18 protein-coding genes are annotated in these 19387 nt (G+C 68.1%); 9 read left to right on the top strand and 9 right to left on the bottom strand.

The annotated features are described in order from the left end of the window. The 3 genes from AOK01_RS16405 to dnaA all read right to left on the bottom strand — a co-directional run. On the bottom strand, positions 1 to 496 hold a 496-nt coding region (locus tag AOK01_RS16405), incomplete at its 3' end, for an NAD(P)-binding domain-containing protein (RefSeq protein ID WP_245702279.1). Between the two features lie 134 nt (positions 497 to 630). Continuing rightward, complete coding sequence (gene dnaN / locus AOK01_RS16410; RefSeq protein WP_055512246.1) at positions 631 to 1761, bottom strand: DNA polymerase III subunit beta; 1131 nt, start codon at positions 1759 to 1761, stop codon at positions 631 to 633. Between the two features lie 1042 nt (positions 1762 to 2803). Further along, positions 2804 to 4717 carry a chromosomal replication initiator protein DnaA gene (gene dnaA / locus AOK01_RS16415; RefSeq protein ID WP_055512247.1) on the bottom strand — a complete coding sequence of 638 codons (1914 nt, stop codon included), beginning with the start codon at positions 4715 to 4717 and terminating at the stop codon, positions 2804 to 2806. A gap of 418 nt (positions 4718 to 5135) precedes the next feature. Here dnaA and rpmH point away from each other — a divergent pair, with 418 nt between their 5' ends. The 9 genes from rpmH (at position 5136) to AOK01_RS16455 (ending at position 12249) form a co-directional block, all read left to right on the top strand. After that, positions 5136 to 5273 carry a 50S ribosomal protein L34 gene (gene rpmH / locus AOK01_RS16420; protein ID WP_055512249.1) on the top strand — a complete coding sequence of 46 codons (138 nt, stop codon included), beginning with the start codon at positions 5136 to 5138 and terminating at the stop codon, positions 5271 to 5273. A 20-nt stretch (positions 5274 to 5293) separates the two neighbouring features. Further along, the gene (rnpA, locus tag AOK01_RS41210) at positions 5294 to 5665 is read left to right on the top strand and encodes a ribonuclease P protein component (protein WP_079103467.1); all 372 of its coding nucleotides are present in this window, start codon (positions 5294 to 5296) and stop codon (positions 5663 to 5665) included. After that, positions 5662 to 6027: a membrane protein insertion efficiency factor YidD gene (yidD, locus tag AOK01_RS16425; protein WP_055512251.1), complete on the top strand. Its 366-nt coding sequence runs from the start codon at positions 5662 to 5664 to the stop codon at positions 6025 to 6027. The genes rnpA and yidD overlap by 4 nt, the downstream gene beginning before the upstream one ends. 3 nt (positions 6028 to 6030) lie before the next feature. Continuing rightward, positions 6031 to 7323 carry a membrane protein insertase YidC gene (gene yidC / locus AOK01_RS16430; protein WP_055512253.1) on the top strand — a complete coding sequence of 431 codons (1293 nt, stop codon included), beginning with the start codon at positions 6031 to 6033 and terminating at the stop codon, positions 7321 to 7323. Positions 7324 to 7338: 15 nt separating this feature from the next. Continuing rightward, entirely contained in the window at positions 7339 to 7851 is a 513-nt protein-coding gene (locus tag AOK01_RS16435; protein WP_055512255.1) for a Jag family protein, read from the top strand. Between the two features lie 167 nt (positions 7852 to 8018). Beyond that, complete coding sequence (gene rsmG / locus AOK01_RS16440; protein ID WP_055512257.1) at positions 8019 to 8735, top strand: 16S rRNA (guanine(527)-N(7))-methyltransferase RsmG; 717 nt, start codon at positions 8019 to 8021, stop codon at positions 8733 to 8735. Between the two features lie 418 nt (positions 8736 to 9153). After that, a complete protein-coding gene (locus tag AOK01_RS16445; protein ID WP_079103468.1) occupies positions 9154 to 10227 on the top strand; it encodes a ParA family protein in 1074 nt (357 codons plus the stop codon). Continuing rightward, positions 10224 to 11336, top strand: coding sequence for a ParB/RepB/Spo0J family partition protein (locus AOK01_RS16450; protein WP_055512261.1), 1113 nt, complete (start codon positions 10224 to 10226; stop codon positions 11334 to 11336). Before AOK01_RS16445 ends, AOK01_RS16450 begins: the two co-directional genes overlap by 4 nt. 295 nt (positions 11337 to 11631) lie before the next feature. After that, positions 11632 to 12249, top strand: coding sequence for a GNAT family N-acetyltransferase (locus AOK01_RS16455; RefSeq protein WP_055512263.1), 618 nt, complete (start codon positions 11632 to 11634; stop codon positions 12247 to 12249). A gap of 119 nt (positions 12250 to 12368) precedes the next feature. Here AOK01_RS16455 and trxA read toward each other — a convergent pair whose 3' ends face one another. From trxA to murJ, 6 genes are all read right to left on the bottom strand, one after another. Continuing rightward, complete coding sequence (gene trxA / locus AOK01_RS16460; protein WP_055512265.1) at positions 12369 to 12701, bottom strand: thioredoxin; 333 nt, start codon at positions 12699 to 12701, stop codon at positions 12369 to 12371. Between the two features lie 43 nt (positions 12702 to 12744). Beyond that, the gene (gene trxB / locus AOK01_RS16465; protein WP_055512267.1) at positions 12745 to 13713 is read right to left on the bottom strand and encodes a thioredoxin-disulfide reductase; all 969 of its coding nucleotides are present in this window, start codon (positions 13711 to 13713) and stop codon (positions 12745 to 12747) included. A gap of 193 nt (positions 13714 to 13906) precedes the next feature. Further along, positions 13907 to 14848, bottom strand: coding sequence for an anti-sigma factor family protein (locus AOK01_RS16470; RefSeq protein ID WP_055512269.1), 942 nt, complete (start codon positions 14846 to 14848; stop codon positions 13907 to 13909). Next, positions 14845 to 15567: an RNA polymerase sigma factor SigM gene (gene sigM / locus AOK01_RS16475; RefSeq protein ID WP_055512271.1), complete on the bottom strand. Its 723-nt coding sequence runs from the start codon at positions 15565 to 15567 to the stop codon at positions 14845 to 14847. The genes AOK01_RS16470 and sigM overlap by 4 nt, the downstream gene beginning before the upstream one ends. 27 nt (positions 15568 to 15594) lie before the next feature. After that, positions 15595 to 17325 (bottom strand): protein kinase family protein, encoded by a 1731-nt coding sequence (locus tag AOK01_RS16480; RefSeq protein ID WP_055512273.1) that lies wholly within the window; start codon positions 17323 to 17325, stop codon positions 15595 to 15597. Positions 17326 to 17443: 118 nt separating this feature from the next. Continuing rightward, on the bottom strand, positions 17444 to 19387 hold a 1944-nt coding region (murJ, locus tag AOK01_RS16485), incomplete at its 5' end, for a murein biosynthesis integral membrane protein MurJ (protein ID WP_055512275.1).

Consider the following 19387-nt stretch of genomic DNA (forward strand, 5'->3'; position numbering starts at 1 on the left):
CCATCTTGGAGAAGTGGCCGGAGCCGACCTTCCCGGCGTGGACGAAGCCGGCGTCGCCCTCGGGCTTGAGGGCGTCGAAGACCGGCTGGACCTTCGCGATGTGCTCCGCGTCGCCGCCGACCATGAGCGCGTAGCCGTTGGCCAGGCCCCAGACGCCCCCTGAGACGCCCGCGTCGACGAAGCCGATGCCCTTCGCCGCGAGTTCCCCGGCGTGCTTCTCGTCGTCCGTCCAGCGTGAGTTGCCGCCGTCCACGACCACGTCGCCGGGCTCCAGGAGCTCGGCGAGCGCGTCGACGGTGGACTGGGTCGCCGCGCCGGCGGGGACCATCACCCACACCACCCGCGGGCCCTTGAGCCTGCCCACGAGCTCCTCAAGGCTGTGGACGTCGGCGAGGTCCGGGTTGCGGTCGTATCCGATGACGGTGTGGCCTGCGCGGCGAATGCGCTCGCGCATGTTGCCGCCCATCTTGCCGAGGCCGACGAGACCGAGCTCCATCAGGTTGTTCCTTCACTAGCGAGGTGGCAGGAGGGCACTTTTCGTACCTGCGTCCGACCGACCCTAAACCCGGACTCTCCTGCACACCTGTGGGCATAGCCGCTCAGACGTACGCCCTCACCTGCGGCTCTTCGTCAGCCGCTGAGCCGCACCGGCATGATCAGGTACTTGTAGGCCTCGTCCGCCTCGGCGTCCAGCGCGGGCCTGCCGCTGAGGAGGGCCGGCTTCGTCGACGTCGTGAAGGAGAGCTGCGCGACCGGGGAGTCGATGGCGCTCAGTCCGTCGAGCAGGAACGTCGGGTTGAAGGCGATCGAGACATCGTCGCCCTCCAACTGCGCGTCGACCCGCTCCACAGCCTGTGCGTCGTCGCTGGAACCGGCTTCCAGGATCAGCACGCCCTGTTCGAAGCTCAGGCGCACCGGGGTGTTCCGCTCGGCGACCAGGGCCACACGCTTGACGGCCTCCACGAAGGGGGCGGTCTCGATGACGGCGATCGAGTTGAACTCCGTCGGGAACAGCGAGCGGTACTTCGGGAGGTCGCCCTCCAGCAGACGCGTGGTCGTCCGCCGGCCCGCTCCCTCGAAGCCGATCAGACCCTCGCCCGCGCCGGAGCCGGACAGCGCCAGGATCACGCTGTCGCCGCTCGTGAGCGCCTTGGCGGTGTCCAGGAGTGTCTTGGCGGGCACCAGGGCGACGGCGGACGCCTCCGGGTCCTCCGGCTTCCACAGGAACTCACGGACGGCGAAGCGGTAGCGGTCGGTGGACGCCAGCGTGACCGTGTCGCCCTCGATCTCGATGCGCACGCCGGTGAGGACGGGCAGCGTGTCGTCACGGCCCGCGGCGATGGCCACCTGGGCCGCGGCCGAGGCGAACACGTCACCGGGGACGGTGCCGGTCGCGGACGGCATCTGCGGCAGCGCCGGGTACTCCTCCACGGGCAGGGTGTGGAGGGTGAAGCGGGAGGAACCGCAGACCACGGTGGCCCGTACACCGTCTGTGGAGATCTCCACCGGACGGTTCGGGAGGGCACGGCAGATGTCGGCGAGCAGGCGGCCGGAGACGAGCACCGTGCCTTCCTCGTCGATCTCGGCGTCCACCGAGACGCGTGCCGAGACCTCGTAGTCGAAGCTGGAGAGGCTCAGCGCCCCCTCTTCGGCCTTCAGGAGCAGGCCGGCCAGTACAGGCGCCGGTGGACGGGCCGGGAGGCTGCGTGCCGCCCAGGCCACTGCCTCCGCGAGTACGTCGCGTTCCACCCGGATCTTCACCGTTGCCGCCTCCGTCTGTTGCCGGCGCTCTCGCCCTGCTTGGCCTTCGTCGTCTGACTCGGTGTCGCTCAGCCCACTGAGGGGCAGGACTCCGGGGTCCAGTCTGACGCACCGCACTGACAGTCGTTGCCTGTCGGGGTCAAGTCGTGCCGAGCGGCAGCTGAGGCGCCGAGGGCGAGTTGTGCACAGCCCCCACTTCGAAACGGTTCTCAGGCTCTCTCTAGTTGTCAGTAGTAGTAGGGCCTGTGGATACCGTGGATAACCTCGTATTCGCAGGTCAGAGCAGGTTTTTTGTCCACTGCCCCTGTGGGTGGAGCCGGTGGATAACAGCCCTCTTCTGTGGACAGAAAAAAGTTCTGCACACTCCATGCACAGGCAGGGGCCACTTCTCCCCAGGACCGTCCCCAGCTTTACCCACGTTCCCCACAGGCCAACCCGGCACCTTGGTGTGACGCCTTTCACTCGACACGGTGAGAACGCGCGTCGAGTTGCCGAACAGTGGACAACGGTGTGGAGAAGCCGCCGATCACTGGGGACAACTGGCCCTAGCCTGTGGGTCACCGGTGGAAAACTCACCCCACAGCCTGTGGATCTTTTCTTTGTCCACAGCCTGTGGAGATCTTTTGTCCACGAATCCACACCCGGCTGAGCTGGGCTGATGCTCTTTCAGCAGGAACGCCTGTGGACACGATCTGGACAACTCCGCAGTCCCCAGGCTGTGGACGGTAGAAAGTGGCCAAATCTGTGGAGGACGGCCGTAACCAGGCGCGTATTCGAACAGCCGGTGGCTGTCAGGTAACGCCGGGACGGCTCCGAACAGGGTCCGGAAGGCTCCGGACAGGGGCCTGAAAGGCGCTGGGGAGGGTCCTGGAAGGCCCTGGAGTCCGACTGAGAGCGGTCGCCGCCCCTCTCGGCGCGCTCGTCGTCGTACTCGGCGTGCTCGTCGGAACAGCGAAAGGCGCCCCCGGGAACGAGTCCCGAGGGCGCCTGCAGCGACGTACCGCCGTGGGTGTCGGCCGTTGACGGCCTCGGTCGGCCGGTGTCAGCCGTTCTTGATGCGGTTCGTGAGTTCGGTGACCTGGTTGTAGATCGAGCGGCGCTCGGCCATCAGCGCGCGGATCTTGCGGTCGGCGTGCATGACGGTCGTGTGGTCGCGGCCGCCGAACTGCGCACCGATCTTCGGCAGCGAGAGATCCGTGAGCTCGCGGCAGAGATACATGGCGATCTGCCGGGCCGTCACCAGCACCCGGCTGCGCGAGGAGCCGCACAGGTCGTCCACCGTGAGGCCGAAGTAGTCGGCGGTGGCCGCCATGATGGCCGGCGCGGTGATCTCCGGGGACGAGTCCTCGCCGCCGGGGATCAGATCCTTGAGGACGATCTCCGTCAGACCGAGGTCGACCGGCTGCCGGTTGAGCGACGCGAACGCCGTCACCCGGATCAGCGCGCCCTCCAGCTCGCGGATGTTGCGCGAGATGCGGGACGCGATGAACTCCAGTACCTCCGGCGGGGCGTTGAGCTGCTCCTGCACCGCCTTCTTACGGAGGATGGCGATACGGGTCTCCAGCTCGGGCGGCTGGACATCCGTGATCAGGCCCCACTCGAAACGGTTCCGCAGCCGGTCCTCCAGCGTCACCAGCTGCTTGGGCGGCCGGTCGCTGGAGAGCACGATCTGCTTGTTCGCGTTGTGGAGCGTGTTGAAGGTGTGGAAGAACTCCTCCTGCGTCGACTCCTTGTCCGCCAGGAACTGGATGTCGTCGACGAGCAGGATGTCCATCTCGCGGTACCGCTTGCGGAAGCTGTCGCCCTTGCCGTCGCGGATGGAGTTGATGAACTCGTTGGTGAACTCCTCGGAGCTCACGTACCGCACCCGCGTGCCCGGGTAGAGGCTGCGCGCGTAATGCCCGATCGCGTGCAGCAGGTGCGTCTTGCCGAGGCCCGACTCCCCGTAGATGAACAGCGGGTTGTAGGCCTTGGCCGGCGCTTCGGCGACGGCGACCGCAGCAGCGTGCGCGAACCGGTTCGAGGCACCGATGACGAAGGTGTCGAAGAGGTACTTCGGATTGAGGCGTGCGGTGGGTTCACCGGGGCCCGCCGCGGGTGCCGGCTGCGCGGCCAGCGGTCCCGGTGCGCCGCTGGAGGCGGGCAGCGACGAGCCGACGGGACCGCCGCGGTGGACATGGCCCATGCCGGACGGGGACGGCGGCTCGGACCGCTCACGGCGGTCGGGGCGCTGGTCGTAGTCGGAGCGGGGCTGGTCGTAGTCGGGCCGCTGCTGCTCGTAGTCCGAGCGCTGATCGTACGGTGAGCGGCCCGGCTGCTGCCGGTAGTCCCGTGGAGGGGACGCGTAGGGGTCGCGGTCCGGGAAGCCGAGCCGCTGCTGCTGCCATCCGTAGTCGTCCTGCGGGGGCCGCGGCCAGCCGCCGGGGTCGGGGCGCTGGTAGTCGGGATACGCGGGGCGGGCCGTCGGCAGCTGGTCGTCGTGGGAGGGCGGCTGCTGGTCGGGGCGGCCCTGGGGGTGGTCGTCCATGCGGTTGTCCGACATGCGGTTGTCCGCGCGGTGGCGGCCGTACCCGCGGTAGCCGTCGGGGCCCTGCGAGGACGGGTGCTCGGGCTCCTCATAACGCGGCCGGGGCTGCTGGGCGGGCTGCGACGGCGCGGGGGATTCGCCGGCGGAGTCGTCGGCGGAGTCGTCGACGGTGATCGCGATGCGGATCGGGCGGCCGCACTCGCGGCTCAGCGTGTCGCTGACGATCGGCGCCAGACGCCCTTCGAGGACGCCTTTCGCGAACTCGTTCGGGACTGCGAGCAGTGCGGTGTCCGCGACCAGTGCCAGCGGCTGGCAGCGCTTGATCCAGTGCTCGTCCCTGGTCTCGACACCCTGTCCGCGGCCCTCACCGAGAAGTTGCTCCAATACGCGTGGCCACACTGCGGCAAGATCGGCAGGTACGTCAGCCACAGGACACGCTCTCTCACGGGTCCCACGAACGTGTGATTCCTGGGACGGATTGGGTTGGAACTCGGTGGGGCGGGGTGAACGAAGCAGCTGAAGCGGCCGGAACGCGGAAGACGCTGCGGAGAGAAGGGAACGAACCGGAGTCCGGCCACGGTAGTCAGGGCGACCCGTACGGTTCAAGTTGTTGTCCCCAGCCTGTGGACAGTGTCTCCCGGGCGGCTCTGGTTTGACCGGATGGCGTAGCCGCGCGTACCGTGACCAGGTCGAGTTGTCGATGGCTGCTGCCGCCTGCCTCCGATGGGCACAGATCGCGAACAGCGATCGGGAAGCGGTGCACTCGGGCGTAAGCGAGCTACTCGTGGGCGCACGGTGACAGCCAAGACGGCACCCCGCAACTACCGAATCTTTCTGGAGCCCCCGAGTGAGCAAGCGCACCTTCCAGCCGAACAACCGTCGTCGCGCCAAGACCCACGGCTTCCGGCTGCGGATGCGTACCCGTGCCGGCCGCGCGATTCTCGCGAACCGCCGTGTCAAGGGTCGCAGCAGCCTGTCCGCCTGATTACCTAAACAGGTCATGACGTGCTGCCTTCCGAGCATCGGCTGAGGCGGCGCGAGGACTTCGCGACCGCGGTACGCCGAGGACGCCGGGCCGGACGCCCGCTCCTCGTCGTCCACCTTCGTAGCGGTGCAACCGACCCGCACGTGCCTGGGGAGAGCACTCCCCCGACGCGTGCGGGTTTCGTTGTCAGCAAAGCCGTGGGCGGAGCCGTCGTACGCAACAAGGTGAAGCGTCGGCTTCGCCATCTGATGCGTGAGCGTGTGGCTCTGCTGAGCCCCGGTAGCCTGGTAGTCGTACGAGCGCTGCCCGGTGCGGGTGACGCCGACCATGCACAGCTGGCCCGAGACCTGGACGCCGCCCTGGAGCGGCTACTGGGAGGGGGCGCGCGATGAAGTACCCGCTGCTGGCTCTGATCAAGTTGTACCAGTGGACCATCAGCCCGTTGCTCGGGCCGGTGTGCAAGTACTACCCGTCGTGTTCCCACTACGGGTACCAAGCCATCGACCGGCACGGTGCGATCAAGGGAACGGCACTCACCGCCTGGCGCATCCTGCGGTGCAACCCGTGGTCGCTGGGCGGTGTGGACCATGTCCCGCCGCGGAAGCGTCCGCGATGGCACGAAATGCCGCGTAACGCCTGGCGTGCGCGCAAGGGCGGGAACTCCGCCGCCGAACCGGCCACCGAGGGGCACGGTATGTCCAACCATCCCTCAAGCCCGGCCGCCGAGACCCCGTCCCATGCTCAAGGAGCCTGATTAGTGGACACGATTGCCAGTATTTTCAGCTTCATCACGACACCCGTTTCCTGGGTCATCGTCCAGTTCCACTCGGTGTACGGCGCCATTTTCGGCCCGGACACGGGCTGGGCCTGGGGCTTGTCCATCGTGTCCCTGGTGATCCTGATCCGTATCTGCCTGATCCCGCTCTTCGTGAAGCAGATCAAGGCGACTCGGGCGATGCAGACGCTCCAGCCCGAGATGAAGAAGATCCAGGAGCGCTACAAGAACGACAAGCAGCGTCAGTCCGAAGAGATGATGAAGCTGTACAAGGAGACGGGCACCAACCCGCTCTCCTCGTGTCTTCCCATCCTGGCGCAGTCGCCGTTCTTCTTCGCCCTGTATCACGTGCTCAACGGCATCGCGTCGAACGACACCATCGGCGTGATCAACGACCGGCTGCTGGAGAGCGCGCAGAAGGCGCACATCTTCGGGGCTCCGCTGGCCGCGAAGTTCACGGACGGCAGCAGCAAGGTCGAGGCTCTGGGCTCCTCGCTCACCGACGTGCGCGTCGTCACGGCGATCATGATCGTCCTGATGTCGTTCTCGCAGTTCTACACGCAGCGCCAGCTGATGACGAAGAACGTCGATACGACGGTGAAGACGCCGTTCATGCAGCAGCAGAAGATGCTGATGTACGTCTTCCCGGTCATGTTCGCCGTCTTCGGCATCAACTTCCCCGTCGGTGTCCTCGTCTACTGGCTGACCACCAACGTGTGGACCATGGCCCAGCAGATGTACGTCATCCGCAACAACCCGACTCCGGGTTCCAAGGCCCAGGCCGCCTACCTGGAGCGTCTGCACAAGCACGTCACGCAGCACGAGAAGACGCGCGGCCGCGGGGAGAAGGCCATCGTCAAGGCCATCGTCGCCAAGGGCCGCGACCGCAACGACTTCGAGCGCAAGTTCATCAACGGCCTGACCAAGGCGGGCCTGGCCGCGCAGGCCGACGGCAACGTGGTGAAGAGTGAGGCCTCGACCCTGGTCGAGACCGAGGACGGCACCCCGGCGACGGGCGCCGGCGCTCCCAAGCGTCAGCAGCCCAAGCGGCAGAGCAAGTCCCAGCGGCAGTCGGGCACGGCCCCCCAGGGCGGTGCCAAGGCGCCGAGCGAGTCCGAGCCGAAGACCTCGCTCAGCAAGTCCGACGAACCGCAGGACGCCAAGCCCGGTCCCAAGCCGGCGGGCGGCAAGTCCGCGTCCGGTGGCACCCGCAGCAAGGCCCAGTCCGGACAGCGCAAGGGCCCACAGCGGCCCAAGTCCCCGTCCAAGAAGTAAGAAGGAGTCCATCCCGTGACGGAAGGCACCACCTCCGCTGCCCCTGAGGGTGGCGACACCCTGACCCGCCTGGAGCAGGAGGGCGAGATCGCGGCCGACTACCTCGAAGGTCTGCTGGACATCGCCGACCTCGACGGCGACATCGACATGGATGTCGAGGCCGATCGTGCGGCTGTCTCGATCATCAGTGATTCCAACACCCGCCAGTTGCAGAAGCTGGTCGGCCGGGACGGCGAGGTGCTGGAGGCACTCCAGGAGCTCACACGCCTGGCCGTGCACCGGGAGACCGGGGACCGCAGCCGGCTGATGCTGGACATCGCGGGCTACCGCGCCAAGAAGCGTGAAGAGCTCTCCGAGCTGGGCGCGAAGGCCGCCGCCGAGGTCAAGAGTTCCGGCGAGCCGGTGAAGATGCAGGCGATGACCCCCTTCGAGCGCAAGGTGGTGCACGACGCCGTCAAGGCTGCCGGCCTGCGCAGCGAGTCCGAGGGCGAGGAGCCGCAGCGCTTCGTCGTCGTGCTCCCCGCCTGATCAAGTACGTCGTACTCCCGGCCCCGTCTGTGTTCGCAGGCGGGGCCGAACTTTGTCAGCCTGACAGCTCTCGACGGTCCTGATAGTCCTGATAGTCCTCAGTTCCTGACACTCCTCGCCCCAGTCAGCGCGTAGTGCGCTCAAGCAGTACGGAAGGACGGTTCCCCGTGACGGAGGCAGCGGAGCTCCCCCCTGCGCCCGAGCAGGCTCGGGCGGTATTCGGTGATCGCTTCGCGGACGTGGTGCGGTACGCGGAGCTGCTGGCCGACGCGGGAGTCAAGCGCGGTCTGATCGGCCCCCGCGAAGTGCCCCGTCTCTGGGAGCGGCATCTGCTGAACTGCGCCGTGCTCTCGGAGGTGGTGCCTGAAGGTGTGACCGTGTGCGATGTCGGGTCCGGTGCCGGACTGCCCGGCATCCCCCTGGCCCTTGTCCGTCCCGACCTCAAGATCACGCTGCTTGAGCCACTGCTGCGGCGTACGAACTTCCTCAATGAAGTCGTCGAACTGCTCGGGCTCGACCATGTCACCGTCGTCCGTGGGCGGGCCGAGGAGGTCCTGGGCACGCTGCCGCCGGTCCACGTGGTGACCGCCCGCGCCGTGGCCCCCCTGGACCGGCTCGCGGCCTGGGGCGTCCCCCTGCTGCGTCCGTACGGGGAGATGCTGCTCCTCAAGGGCGACACCGCGGAGGAAGAGGTCAAGAGCGCCGGAGCGGCCCTGAGCAAGCTCGGAGCCGTGGACACCTCCGTGTTGCATGTCGGGGAAGGTGTCGTGGAACCTCTGGCCACCGTGGTGCGCGTGGAGGTCGGGGAGAGTCCCGGCGGTGTGCGGTTCGCGGCCAAACGAGCGAAGGCGGCTCGGACCGGAAGGGCCAGGCGGCGACGCTGACGGCTGTCCGATGGCGGCGTCAGGCGGGCGTCAGGTGGGGGCGCCCGGCTGCGGGGCCTGTCTGTCGAGCCAGGGCTTGCTGCTGCAGGGGTAGGGCTCGTTGACTGATCCGTCCTGACGACGAGACGTACTCCACACAAGCTGCCAAACCTATGCATGCCGGAGTGTCGCGCGATGGCAGCACTGCGCGCTGTGCATCGTGTTTCACGTGAAACGTCGCTCACTGCTGCACGGCATCATCAGTCGCGGTCGCGCCGCGGCCGAACCCCGCGACCGTAACCCCCTGGGGTCTCTGGGGTCTTCCGGAAAAAGATCCTCTCCCGGCGCCACGGCATCCCCCGGAGAGGTCACGGAGTTGTCCACAGAGGTGGATTTCTCCACAGAACAACGGGCCTCGCTGGTTCACGACCCCGAAGGCATGGGAGGCTCTGTTCATTGCGAGCCTGAAGTCGAGGAGAGTGAATCCTTGCGGTCCGACGCCAACATCGCGGGACCGATGACCGATCCGGTCCCCGGTCCCCGAACCGAGTCGATGGGGGACGATGTTTCACGTGAAACACCGCCCCCGATGGACGACACTCCCATCGGTCGTGCTGCCCAACTTGCTGTGGAGGCTCTAGGTCGAGCCGGCGAGGGCCTGCCACGGCCCGAGCAGACCCGCGTGATGGTGGTCGCAAACCAGAAGGGCGGGGTCGGTAAGACCACGACCACGGTCAACCTTGCTGCCTCTCTCGCGCTGCACGGCGGGCGGGTCCTGGTGATCGATCTGGATCCCCAGGGCAATGCCTCCACTGCGCTGGGCATCGACCATCACGCCGAAGTTCCGTCCATCTATGACGTGCTGATCGACAGCAGGCCACTCTCCGAGGTCGTTCAACCGGTCCCCGATGTCGAGGGTCTCTTCTGTGCACCTGCCACGATCGATCTCGCCGGAGCGGAGATCGAGCTGGTGTCCCTGGTGGCACGTGAGAGCCGACTGGAACGGGCGATCCAGGCGTACGAGCAGCCGCTGGACTACATCCTCATCGACTGCCCGCCCTCTCTGGGGCTGCTGACGGTCAACGCGCTCGTTGCGGGCGCTGAGGTTCTCATCCCGATCCAGTGCGAGTACTACGCCCTGGAGGGACTGGGCCAGCTGCTGCGCAACGTCGACCTCGTGCGGGGGCACCTCAACCGCGACCTGCACGTGTCGACGATCCTGCTCACCATGTACGACGGCAGGACGCGCCTCGCGTCCCAGGTCGCCGACGAGGTGCGCAGCCACTTCGGAGAAGAAGTACTGCGGACGAGCATTCCGCGCTCGGTCCGTATCTCCGAAGCTCCCAGCTACGGACAGACGGTGTTGACCTACGACCCGGGATCCAGTGGCGCCCTCTCGTATCTTGAGGCGGCGCGAGAGATCGCATTGCGTGGGGCCGGTGTGGCCTACGACGCGCAGCACGCCCATATGGGTGCACACAACGAACAGAACATGGTGGAGGGGATCCAGTGAGTGAGCGACGGAGGGGGTTGGGCCGTGGGCTCGGCGCACTGATCCCTGCTGCCCCGACAGGGGAGAAGGCAGTGCCGCCGGCGATGGGCGGAGCGTCGGTGTCGGCGGGAGCCGTACCGGTGCTGACCGCGGAGCGGGGCGTGGCAGCGGCCAAGGTGGCCGCGCTTCCACCGGCCCACGTTTCACATGAAACGGAGGAGCCGTCGACGAGCGTGTTCGGGGAGGCTCCGGCGGCGCCCGTGGGAGCACACTTCGCCGAGCTGCCTCTCGACTTCATCACGCCGAACCCGCGCCAGCCCCGGGAGGTGTTCGACGAGGACGCTCTTGCCGAACTTGTCACCTCCATCAAGGAGGTCGGGCTTCTCCAGCCGGTCGTCGTACGGCAGACGGGCCCGGCGCGCTATGAGCTCATCATGGGCGAGCGGCGCTGGAGGGCCTGCCGTGAGGCGGGACTTGAGGCCATCCCGGCGATCGTGCGGGCCACGGACGACGAGAAGCTCCTTCTGGACGCACTCCTGGAGAACCTGCACCGAGCTCAGCTGAACCCGCTGGAAGAGGCTGCCGCCTACGATCAGCTGCTCCAGGACTTCAACTGCACGCACGACCAACTGGCGGACCGGATCGGCCGGTCGCGCCCTCAGGTCTCCAACACCCTGCGCCTGCTGAAGCTCTCGCCGTCGGTCCAGCGTCGCCTCGCGGCCGGGGTCCTCTCCGCCGGACACGCGCGGGCTCTGCTCTCCGTTGCGGACTCGGAGGAGCAGGACCGCCTGGCTCATCGGATCGTGGCCGAAGGGCTCTCGGTGCGAGCGGTCGAGGAGATCGTCACCCTCATGGGTTCGCGGCCGCAGTCGGCTCCGCGTGCCAAGGGGCCGCGGGCCGGCGCTCGGCTCTCCCCGGCGCTGAGCGAGCTCGCGACGCGTCTCTCGGATCGTTTCGAGACCCGGGTGAAGGTCGACCTGGGGCAGAAGAAGGGCAAGATCACCGTCGAGTTCGCCTCGATGGAGGACCTTGAGCGGATCCTTGGCTCCTTCGCCCCGGGCGAGGGGCCGGTTCTGCAGAAGGGTCTCCTGGACGACGACTCCGACGACTCCGAGGACACGGGGTCCTGAGTCCTGGTCGAGCGGGCCGTGTCCGGTGTGTACCGGAACACGGCCCGCTCTTTGCTTTCTGTCGGTATCGATGGAATCGCATCATGGATACGATGCGTTCGGGTATGGCGCATTCACCTGGCAGCACCTTCTGTGGGGAGGCGGAGGCCATGCGAACGGTGAGCCGCACCGGACTTGTCAGCGCGGGCCTGGGGCTCGGGGCGGTCGGCGGGTTCGTCGGCAGCCTTCTCAGGGAACGGAGCGCTCTGACAGCCGCTCGCGACGCCGCGGGCGAAGGAAGCGAGGATCTGCCTTCATGGGGCGTCGGCTCGTACCGCTCACGCTGGACAACCTTCAGGACCTTCCCCAGCGCTGTCGCGCGTGTGTCTTCTGGGAGTTGGACCCAGTCAGCGGCCAGGCCGCGGTAAAAGCGGGCACTCCCGAGCTGGAGAAGGAGGCGTGGATCTCCGCCGTCCTGCTGGAGTGGGGATCCTGCGGCCGGGTCGTCTACGTGGACGAGGTCCCGGTGGGCTTCGTGCTGTACGCACCGCCCGCCTATGTGCCGCGCTCAACGGCGTTCCCCACGAGCCCGGTCTCGCCCGACGCGATCCAGCTGATGACGGCTTTCATCCTGCCGGACTACCAGGGGCAGGGACTCGGGCGCGTGATGGTGCAGACGGTCGCCAAGGATCTGCTGCGGCGGGGCTTCAAAGCCATCGAGGCGTTCGGAGACGCCCGGTGGAAGGCACCGGCCTGTGTCCTGCCCGCCGACCATCTGCTGGCCGTGGGCTTCAAGACCGTCCGGCCGCACCCGACGTACCCGAGGTTGCGCCTGGAGCTACGGACGACGCTCTCCTGGAAGGAAGACGTGGAGCTGGCGCTCGACCGGCTGCTGGGGGCCGTACAGAAGGAACCGGCACTGCGTCCGCTGTAGGGGCCGCTGCACGGACCCCTGTACGGACGGGTCAAAAAGACGGATGGGCCAACCCGTGAGGGTTGGCCCATCCGTGTTTCACGTGAAACATCGTCGCCCAAGGGCGACGGCTTGCCGCATTACTCGGAGATGAAGTCCTCAAGGTCGCGCACGATCAAGGCCTTCGGCTTCGCACCGACGATGGTCTTGGCGACCTCGCCACCCTGGTAGACGTTCAGGGTCGGGATGGACATGACGCCGTACTTGGCGGCCGTACCCGGGTTCTCGTCGATGTTGAGCTTGACGACCTCGATCTTGTCGCCGTACTCGGCGGCGATCGCCTCAAGGGACGGCGCGATCTGGCGGCACGGACCGCACCAGGCGGCCCAGAAGTCCACCAGTACGGGCTTGTCGCTCTTGAGGACGTCCTCTTCGAAAGAGTCGTCGGTCACATGCTTCAGAGTGCCGGCCACGGCGGGCTCCTTAACTCGTTGGTGCGGTGGGGCGGATGGAGGATCAGACGGTGGTCTTCTCGGGCTCCGCCGCCTCCTCGTCCGCGAGGGCGGCGAGGAAGCGCTCGGCGTCGAGAGCAGCGGAGCAGCCGGTGCCGGCCGCGGTGATCGCCTGACGGTAGGTGTGGTCGACGACGTCGCCGGCGCCGAAGACACCCGTCAGGTTCGTCCGGGTCGAGGGCGCCTCGACTTCGAGGTAGCCCTCCTCGTCCAGGTCGAGCTGGCCCTTGAAGAGCTCCGTGCGCGGGTCATGGCCGATCGCGATGAACAGGCCGGTGACGGGCAGCTCGGACGTCTCGCCGGACTTCAGGTTGCGCAGCTGCAAGCCGGCGAGCTTCTGATCGCCGTGGATCTCGGCGACCTCGCTGTCCCAGACGAACTTGATCTTCGGGTCGGCGAAGGCGCGTTCCTGCATCGCCTTGGAGGCGCGGAGCGTGTCGCGCCGGTGGACGATGGTCACGGACTTGGCGAACCGGGAGAGGAAGGTCGCCTCCTCCATGGCGGTGTCGCCGCCGCCGATCACGGCGATGTCCTGATCCTTGAAGAAGAAGCCGTCACAGGTCGCGCACCAGGAGACGCCGCGTCCGGAGAGGGCGTCCTCCTTGGGCAGACCCAGCTTGCGGTGCTGCGAACCGGTCGTGACGATGACGGCCTTCGCCCGGTGTACGGTGCCCGCGGTGTCCGTGACGGTCTTGATCTCGCCGCTGAGGTCGACCGAGACGATGTCGTCCGGGATCAGCTCGGCGCCGAAGCGCTCGGACTGCGCCCGCATGTTGTCCATGAGCTCGGGCCCCATGATCCCGTCCTGGAAGCCGGGAAAGTTCTCCACCTCGGTCGTGTTCATGAGGGCACCACCGGCGGTGACGGCGCCCTCGAACACCAGCGGTTTGAGCGACGCGCGCGCGGTGTAGAGCGCCGCCGTGTAGCCGGCGGGCCCGGAGCCGATGATGATCACGTTACGGACGTCGCTCACGGATTGATTCCTCGTCTCTGGGGACTGCTACGTACGACCCGGGGGAGCTCCTGTCGGAACTCTCATCCCACCCAACGGATCCTAAGGGGCGCGCATTCCCGCTGTGTCCGGGCACACGAAGGCGAGTCATCGCACGGGGACCCTCGGCGGAGTGACGTGTGCCCAAGAGGCTCCATGGCGGAACCGGACGCGCTCAGTTCAGCGGGTAGGAGTGCTCCAGCAGAACCTTGCCGGCGGAGATCGACGGCTTGTTCACACAGGCGGAGTCGACGACGTATGCCGTGACCCGTGTCCTGTCGGTGGCGGCGGGCAGCACCACGAGATACGCGTCCGTGCCCTCGTAGGAGCCTTCCTTCGAGGCGAGCGGGGTCGCGTCGCGGCCGATCCCCTGCTTGATGCAGCTGGGCACCGAGTCCGTGGGTGTATTGAGGACCTTCGGGCCATCAGTGGACGCGGTGCCGTTGGGACGAGAGCTGCGAGGGTCGCTGTCCTTCTTCCCCTCCGCCTTGGCGAGGAGATCCGCGACCTGGACGTCCAGCTTCTCCCCGGCGAAGGTGTCAGCGGGGTCGCTCTGCTTGGGGGAGGCCGACGGCGGGTCGTTGTCCGAGCCGCCGCTGCCCATCGACTGGATGAGCAGGCCGCCGAGCCCCAGCGTGGCTGCCGTGAACACGGCACCCAGGACGACGGTCCTGCGGCGCCCACGGCGCGGGAGGTTCGTGTGGCCCGGTCCGGTGGCGGCACGGGGATGCCCTGCGGGCCGGTCGGTCACGGTCGATGTTTCACGTGAAACATGCCCGATGTCGTTCCTGCCCTCGTTCCTGCCCTCGCTCCTGCCGTCGAGTTCCTTGAGAGCGCCCGCGTCCGCGGCGGCGGGCGCCGTGGCATTCAGCAGGGCTTCGGCTGCGAGAGCGGCGTCGATGCGTCCCGCGACGTCATCGGGCATGCGGAGCGGGCCCGGCAGCGTGCCGAGCATGCCGCGGATCTCTTCCAGCGATTCGTACACGTCGGCGCAGAGCGGGCAGCCCTCCAGGTGGCGCCGCACCTCCGCCGAACGGGACAGGGGGAGCAGACCCTCGGTGAGGTCGGAGAGCTCCGTGACGTCCGGGTGCCAGGCCGTGTCGGTCGTGGATGTCACGCTCGCCCACCTCCGCCCTTCACAGCAGCTGAATCGCTTGGTCCGTCATGTGGTCCCGCTGCGGGTGGGACGGATGCCCCCTGCGTACGGTTCCTTCCCTCACTCGACTTCTCGTTCGACTTCTTGCTCGGTCTGTCGCTTCCGCTGTCCGCACGCAGGTGTTTGAGCAGGGGGAGCAGTCTGGCTCTGCCCCGAGCGCAGCGGCTCTTGACCGTGCCGGTCGGCACGTCGAGCAGGTCGGCGGCCTCCGCCACGGGGTAGCCCTGCATGTCCACCAGGACGAGGGCGGCCCGCTGGTCGGCGGGCAGGGTGCCCAGCGCCTCCAGCAGCTCACGGTGCAGATCGTTGCGCTCGGCAGGGGCGGCGGCCGACTCGTGCGGTTCCAGGAGCTGGTCGAGCCGCTCGGTGTCGTCCACGGGGGAGGTCTTCCTGGAGGCCGCCTTGCGGGCACGGTCCAGACAGGCGTTCACCGTGATCCGGTGCAGCCAGGTGGTGACGGCCGACTGGCCGCGGAAGGTGTGGGCGGCCCGGTAGGCGGAGACGAGGGCGTCCTGGACGGCGTCAGCGGCTTCCTCGCGGTCGCCCAGCGTCCGCAGCGCCACCGCCCAGAGCCGGTCACGGTGCCGGCGCACGATCTCGCCGAAGGCGTCGGGGTCACCCTCGACATGACGGGCGAGGAGGTCATGATCGCTTACTTCGCCGTAGGCGCCGTCCGCCATCGAACCCCCTCCCCCTCGGTGAACCGCTCAGCCGGTGAACTTCACGTCGGTGATCGCCTGCTTGAAACCGGCACCGCTGAACTGGTCGCCGGACGCTTCCGGCACCGCCGTGATCCAGACCAGAACGTACCGGGTCTTCACTGCCTTCTTGGTGGAGATCTTCAGATCTTTGGTACTGGTCGTGCCCGACGCGATCTTCGTCATGGAACCGAGGGACGCGGAGGACGACAGCGAGTCGGCCGCGTACAGCGTGGCCGTCGTATGGTCACCCGTGTAGTACAGCCCTATCGAGGCCGCCGACACATCCTGCTCGGAACCGAGGTCGTAGACGATTCCGACGCCCTGCTTGAAGGGCGCCAGCTTGGGACCGCCCCGGTAGGAGTACGTCCTCCAGTACGTGGAACTGTCCTTGTCGTACGTCAGGTCCGCGTCACCGGCGTGCTGGGGCTTTCCGTCCGGGTAGTACTCCTGGGCGTCCTGGATCGTGAGCGGCTTGACCGGCTTCGCCTTGTTGCCGCTCTTGTCGTTCCCGTCCGTCGTCCGGGTGTTGTCCGTCTCGTCGGACTTGCCGTGGTCCATGAGCGCGTCTGCCAGCTGCCAGCTGCCGAGCCCCAGGGCGGCGATCAGCAGCGCGGACACCGCCCATTTGAGGGCCTTGCCGGTGCGGGTCTGCAGCGGAGGCAGCGGCGCCGGCATCGGCATCGGCTGGCCGACGCCCGGGTGAGGCGCGGGGCGGCCGTAGTTGCCCTGCTGGTACGTCGTGCGCTGGTACTCCGGCGGAGCTGTGAAGGCGGGCTCCGGCGGCCGGATGCGGGGCATCTCGCCGATCGCCTTCACCAGTTCCTCCGGCGTGGTGCACGGAGGTTCCTGGCGGGACGCGGTCGCGCCGTCGTTGACGAGTGCGCGCATCGCGAGCTCCGACAGGCCGCGGTGCACGCCTGCCCGCACCTGGTCGGGCGCGATGAGCCCGACGCCCTTGGGCAGCCCGGAGAGACCGTACGCGTCGTCCTCGTACGGCCAGCGCTGGGTGAGCGTGGCGTACAGCAGGGCGCCGATCGCCTCGGTGTCCGTGCGCTGCGGGGTGTCGGACGTGATGCCGCGCAGCGCGGCGTTCACGGCGAGGCCCCGGATGCGCCACTGGCCGGACGAGGTGCGCAGCACGGCGCCGGGGGTCAGCTTCAGATGAGCCAGCCCTTCGCGATGTGCGGCGGCCATCGCCTGGGAGACCTGGCTGACCATCTGGTACGCCTCGTGCACCTCCAGCGGTCCGGCGGCCAGGAGCGCTGTCAGCTCCGTGGCGTCGGGCAGCCATTCGTGCACCACATAGACGAGGTCGTTCTCCTCGACCGCGTCCAGGACCTGGACGAACCGGGGATCGCCCAGCAGGGCGGACGAACGGGCCGCCGCCAGGACGGATCGCGCTCGTGGATGGTCGGCGGGCAGCAGGTGCACGCCGACGGCACGGCGGAGTTTCTCGTCCACCGCACGCCAACTGCTGAAACCGTCCAGACGGGTGACGCACTCCTCCAGGCGATAGCGTCTGGCGAGTTTGTGACCGCTGTGCAACTCGGGCGGTGAAGTCCTGCCGGGGTTCTCGTTCTCCCCGCTCCCCTGTGTCTCTTCGCTCTCCGAGCTGTCCGTGTCCCGCTCCCGGTTCTGGGCCACCCCGTCGGCCGTGGACTGGTCCGCCTTCGCGGTCAGCGGCTCATCGCCGCTGCTGTCCGCCACGTCGACGGCAGCCGTGCTCCGTTCCGCCACCGTCGCTCCTGCCTCCCCATCCGTTGCACGCTGTCCGACGCCAAAGCCAATTGTGCCCACAGGTCGCCCCTCTGCACGACACGCGGTCGCGGACGATGGTTGTACGCCTACCCCGCTCTCAGCGCCCAAGGCGCCCGCGGACCATGCCGACCATTCCGTTCAGTTCCTCGATGCGCATCCGCCGCGCCGCGACGTAGAAGACACCGAGCAGTACGACGCCACCGCCGAGCAGGGAGGCGAACGAGCCGCCGGCGCCCTGTCCCAGTGTGTGGCCGATTCCGTAGCAGGCGGCGCCGCTGAGCAGCGCCGCGGGGACCGCCGCGATCGTGAGCCGCGCGTACGTGCGCAGGACGCGGCCGCCGTCCAGGTCGCCGCCCAGCCGCCTGCTCAGCCTGCTCCACGCGACCCCGACACCGATCGCGTAGGCGAGACCGTACGAGGCGGCCATGCCGGCGACCGCCCAGCGCGAGGGAAGCAGGAAGAAGCAGAGCGCGGAGGCCCCGGCGTTGACGACGGCCACGATGACCGTGTTGTAGAAGGGGGTCCGGGTGTCTTCGTACGCGTAGAAGGCGCGGAGGACGACGTACTGCACGGAGTAGGGGATCAGGCCGAGGCCGAAGGCCATCAGCATGTAGCCCATGTTCGTCGCCTCGCTGGTACCGGAGGCACCGAACATCAGCGTGCACATCGGGACGCCGAGGGCGACGAAGCCGAAGGAGATCGGCACGATCGCCACGGCTGTCGTGCGCAGTCCCTGGGAGATGTCGTCGCGGACCGCCCCGGTGTCGCCCTCGTGGGCCGAGCGTGCGAGGCGCGGCAACAGGGCGGCCATCAGGGAGACCGTGATGATGGCCTGTGGGAGGCCCCAGATGAGCTGGGCGTTGGCGTAGGCGGCGAAGCCGGTGCCGTCGACAGGCGAGGCGTCGCCTGCCGCGGTGGACAGCTGGGTCACGACGATCGCGCCCGCCTGGTTGGCGAGGACGAAGAGCACGGTCCACTTGGCGAGCATCGCCGCCTTGCCGAGTCCGTGGCCCTTCCAGTCGAAGCGCAGCCGCAGCCGGAAGCCGGTCTCGCGGAGGTACGGGATCATCGCGAGCGCCTGGACGACGAGGCCGAGCAGGACACCGATGCCGAGCAGCCGTTCGCCCTCCGGCGGAATGGTCTCGACCTTCATGCCGGAGCTGCTCGATGTGCCGTACACCCAGATGAACAGTCCGAGCGTGGTGATGATGACGACGTTGTTGAGGACGGGGGTCCACATCATCGCGCCGAACTTCCCCCGTGCGTTGAGGATCTGGCCCATCACCACGTGGACGCCCATGAAGAAGATCGTGGGCAGGAAGTAGCGGGCGAAGGTGACGGCGACGTCGTTGGCCGCCGCGTCGCCCGAGACACGCGTCGACAGCGCGCGGACCAGGAGGGGCGCGGCGAGCACCGCGAGCGCGGTGAGCGCGCCGAGCACCACGACGACGAGGGTCAGCAGCCGGTTGGCGTACGCCTCGCCACCGTCGTCGTCCTCCTTCATGGCACGCACCAGCTGCGGTACGAAGACGGAGTTGAGGCCGCCGCCGACGGTCAGGATGTAGATCATCGTGGGCAGCTGGTAGGCGACCTGGAAGGTGTCACCGAGGGTGCCGACGCCCAGGGCGGCGACGATCAGCGCGGAGCGGATGAAGCCGGTGAGGCGGGACACCATGGTGCCGGCCGCCATCACGGCGCTCGACTTCAGCAGGCCTGACGCGCGGCCCCCGGACTTCTTCGCGGGGGCCGCGTGCGACGGAGGGGCCGTGGCGGCCGGAGCGGGTTCCGCCGCGGGGGCGGGCACGCCGAGCGGCCCGGCAGGGGGCTGGACGCCGCCCTGCTGCTGATCCCGGAAACCCTGCTGCTGGTCCCGGAAGAGGTGGGCGAAAGCGTCGGGCTCGTGGCGCTCCTCACCGGCCTGGGTCACCAGGTCGTCCACACCCACGAACTGCGTCGTACGGGGGTCGTCGCCGTACGGCAGGTACTGGGTGGGGCCCTCGGGCTCGGGCGCCGGGGTCTGCGCCCACACGCGCGGGTCGGG

Origin of the sequence: Streptomyces aurantiacus, assembly GCF_001418335.1 — a bacterium.
Taxonomy (GTDB): domain Bacteria; phylum Actinomycetota; class Actinomycetes; order Streptomycetales; family Streptomycetaceae; genus Streptomyces; species Streptomyces aurantiacus.

Bases quoted from the DNA above. Each gene is read 5' to 3' on its own strand.
- AOK01_RS16455 (WP_055512263.1), top strand. From the start codon at position 11,632: ATGGGGCGTCGGCTCGTACCGCTCACGCTGGACAACCTTCAGGACCTT.
- AOK01_RS16445 (WP_079103468.1), top strand. From the start codon at position 9,154: ATGGGAGGCTCTGTTCATTGCGAGCCTGAAGTCGAGGAGAGTGAATCC.
- yidD (WP_055512251.1), top strand. From the start codon at position 5,662: ATGAAGTACCCGCTGCTGGCTCTGATCAAGTTGTACCAGTGGACCATC.
- sigM (WP_055512271.1), bottom strand. From the start codon at position 15,567: ATGGCGGACGGCGCCTACGGCGAAGTAAGCGATCATGACCTCCTCGCC.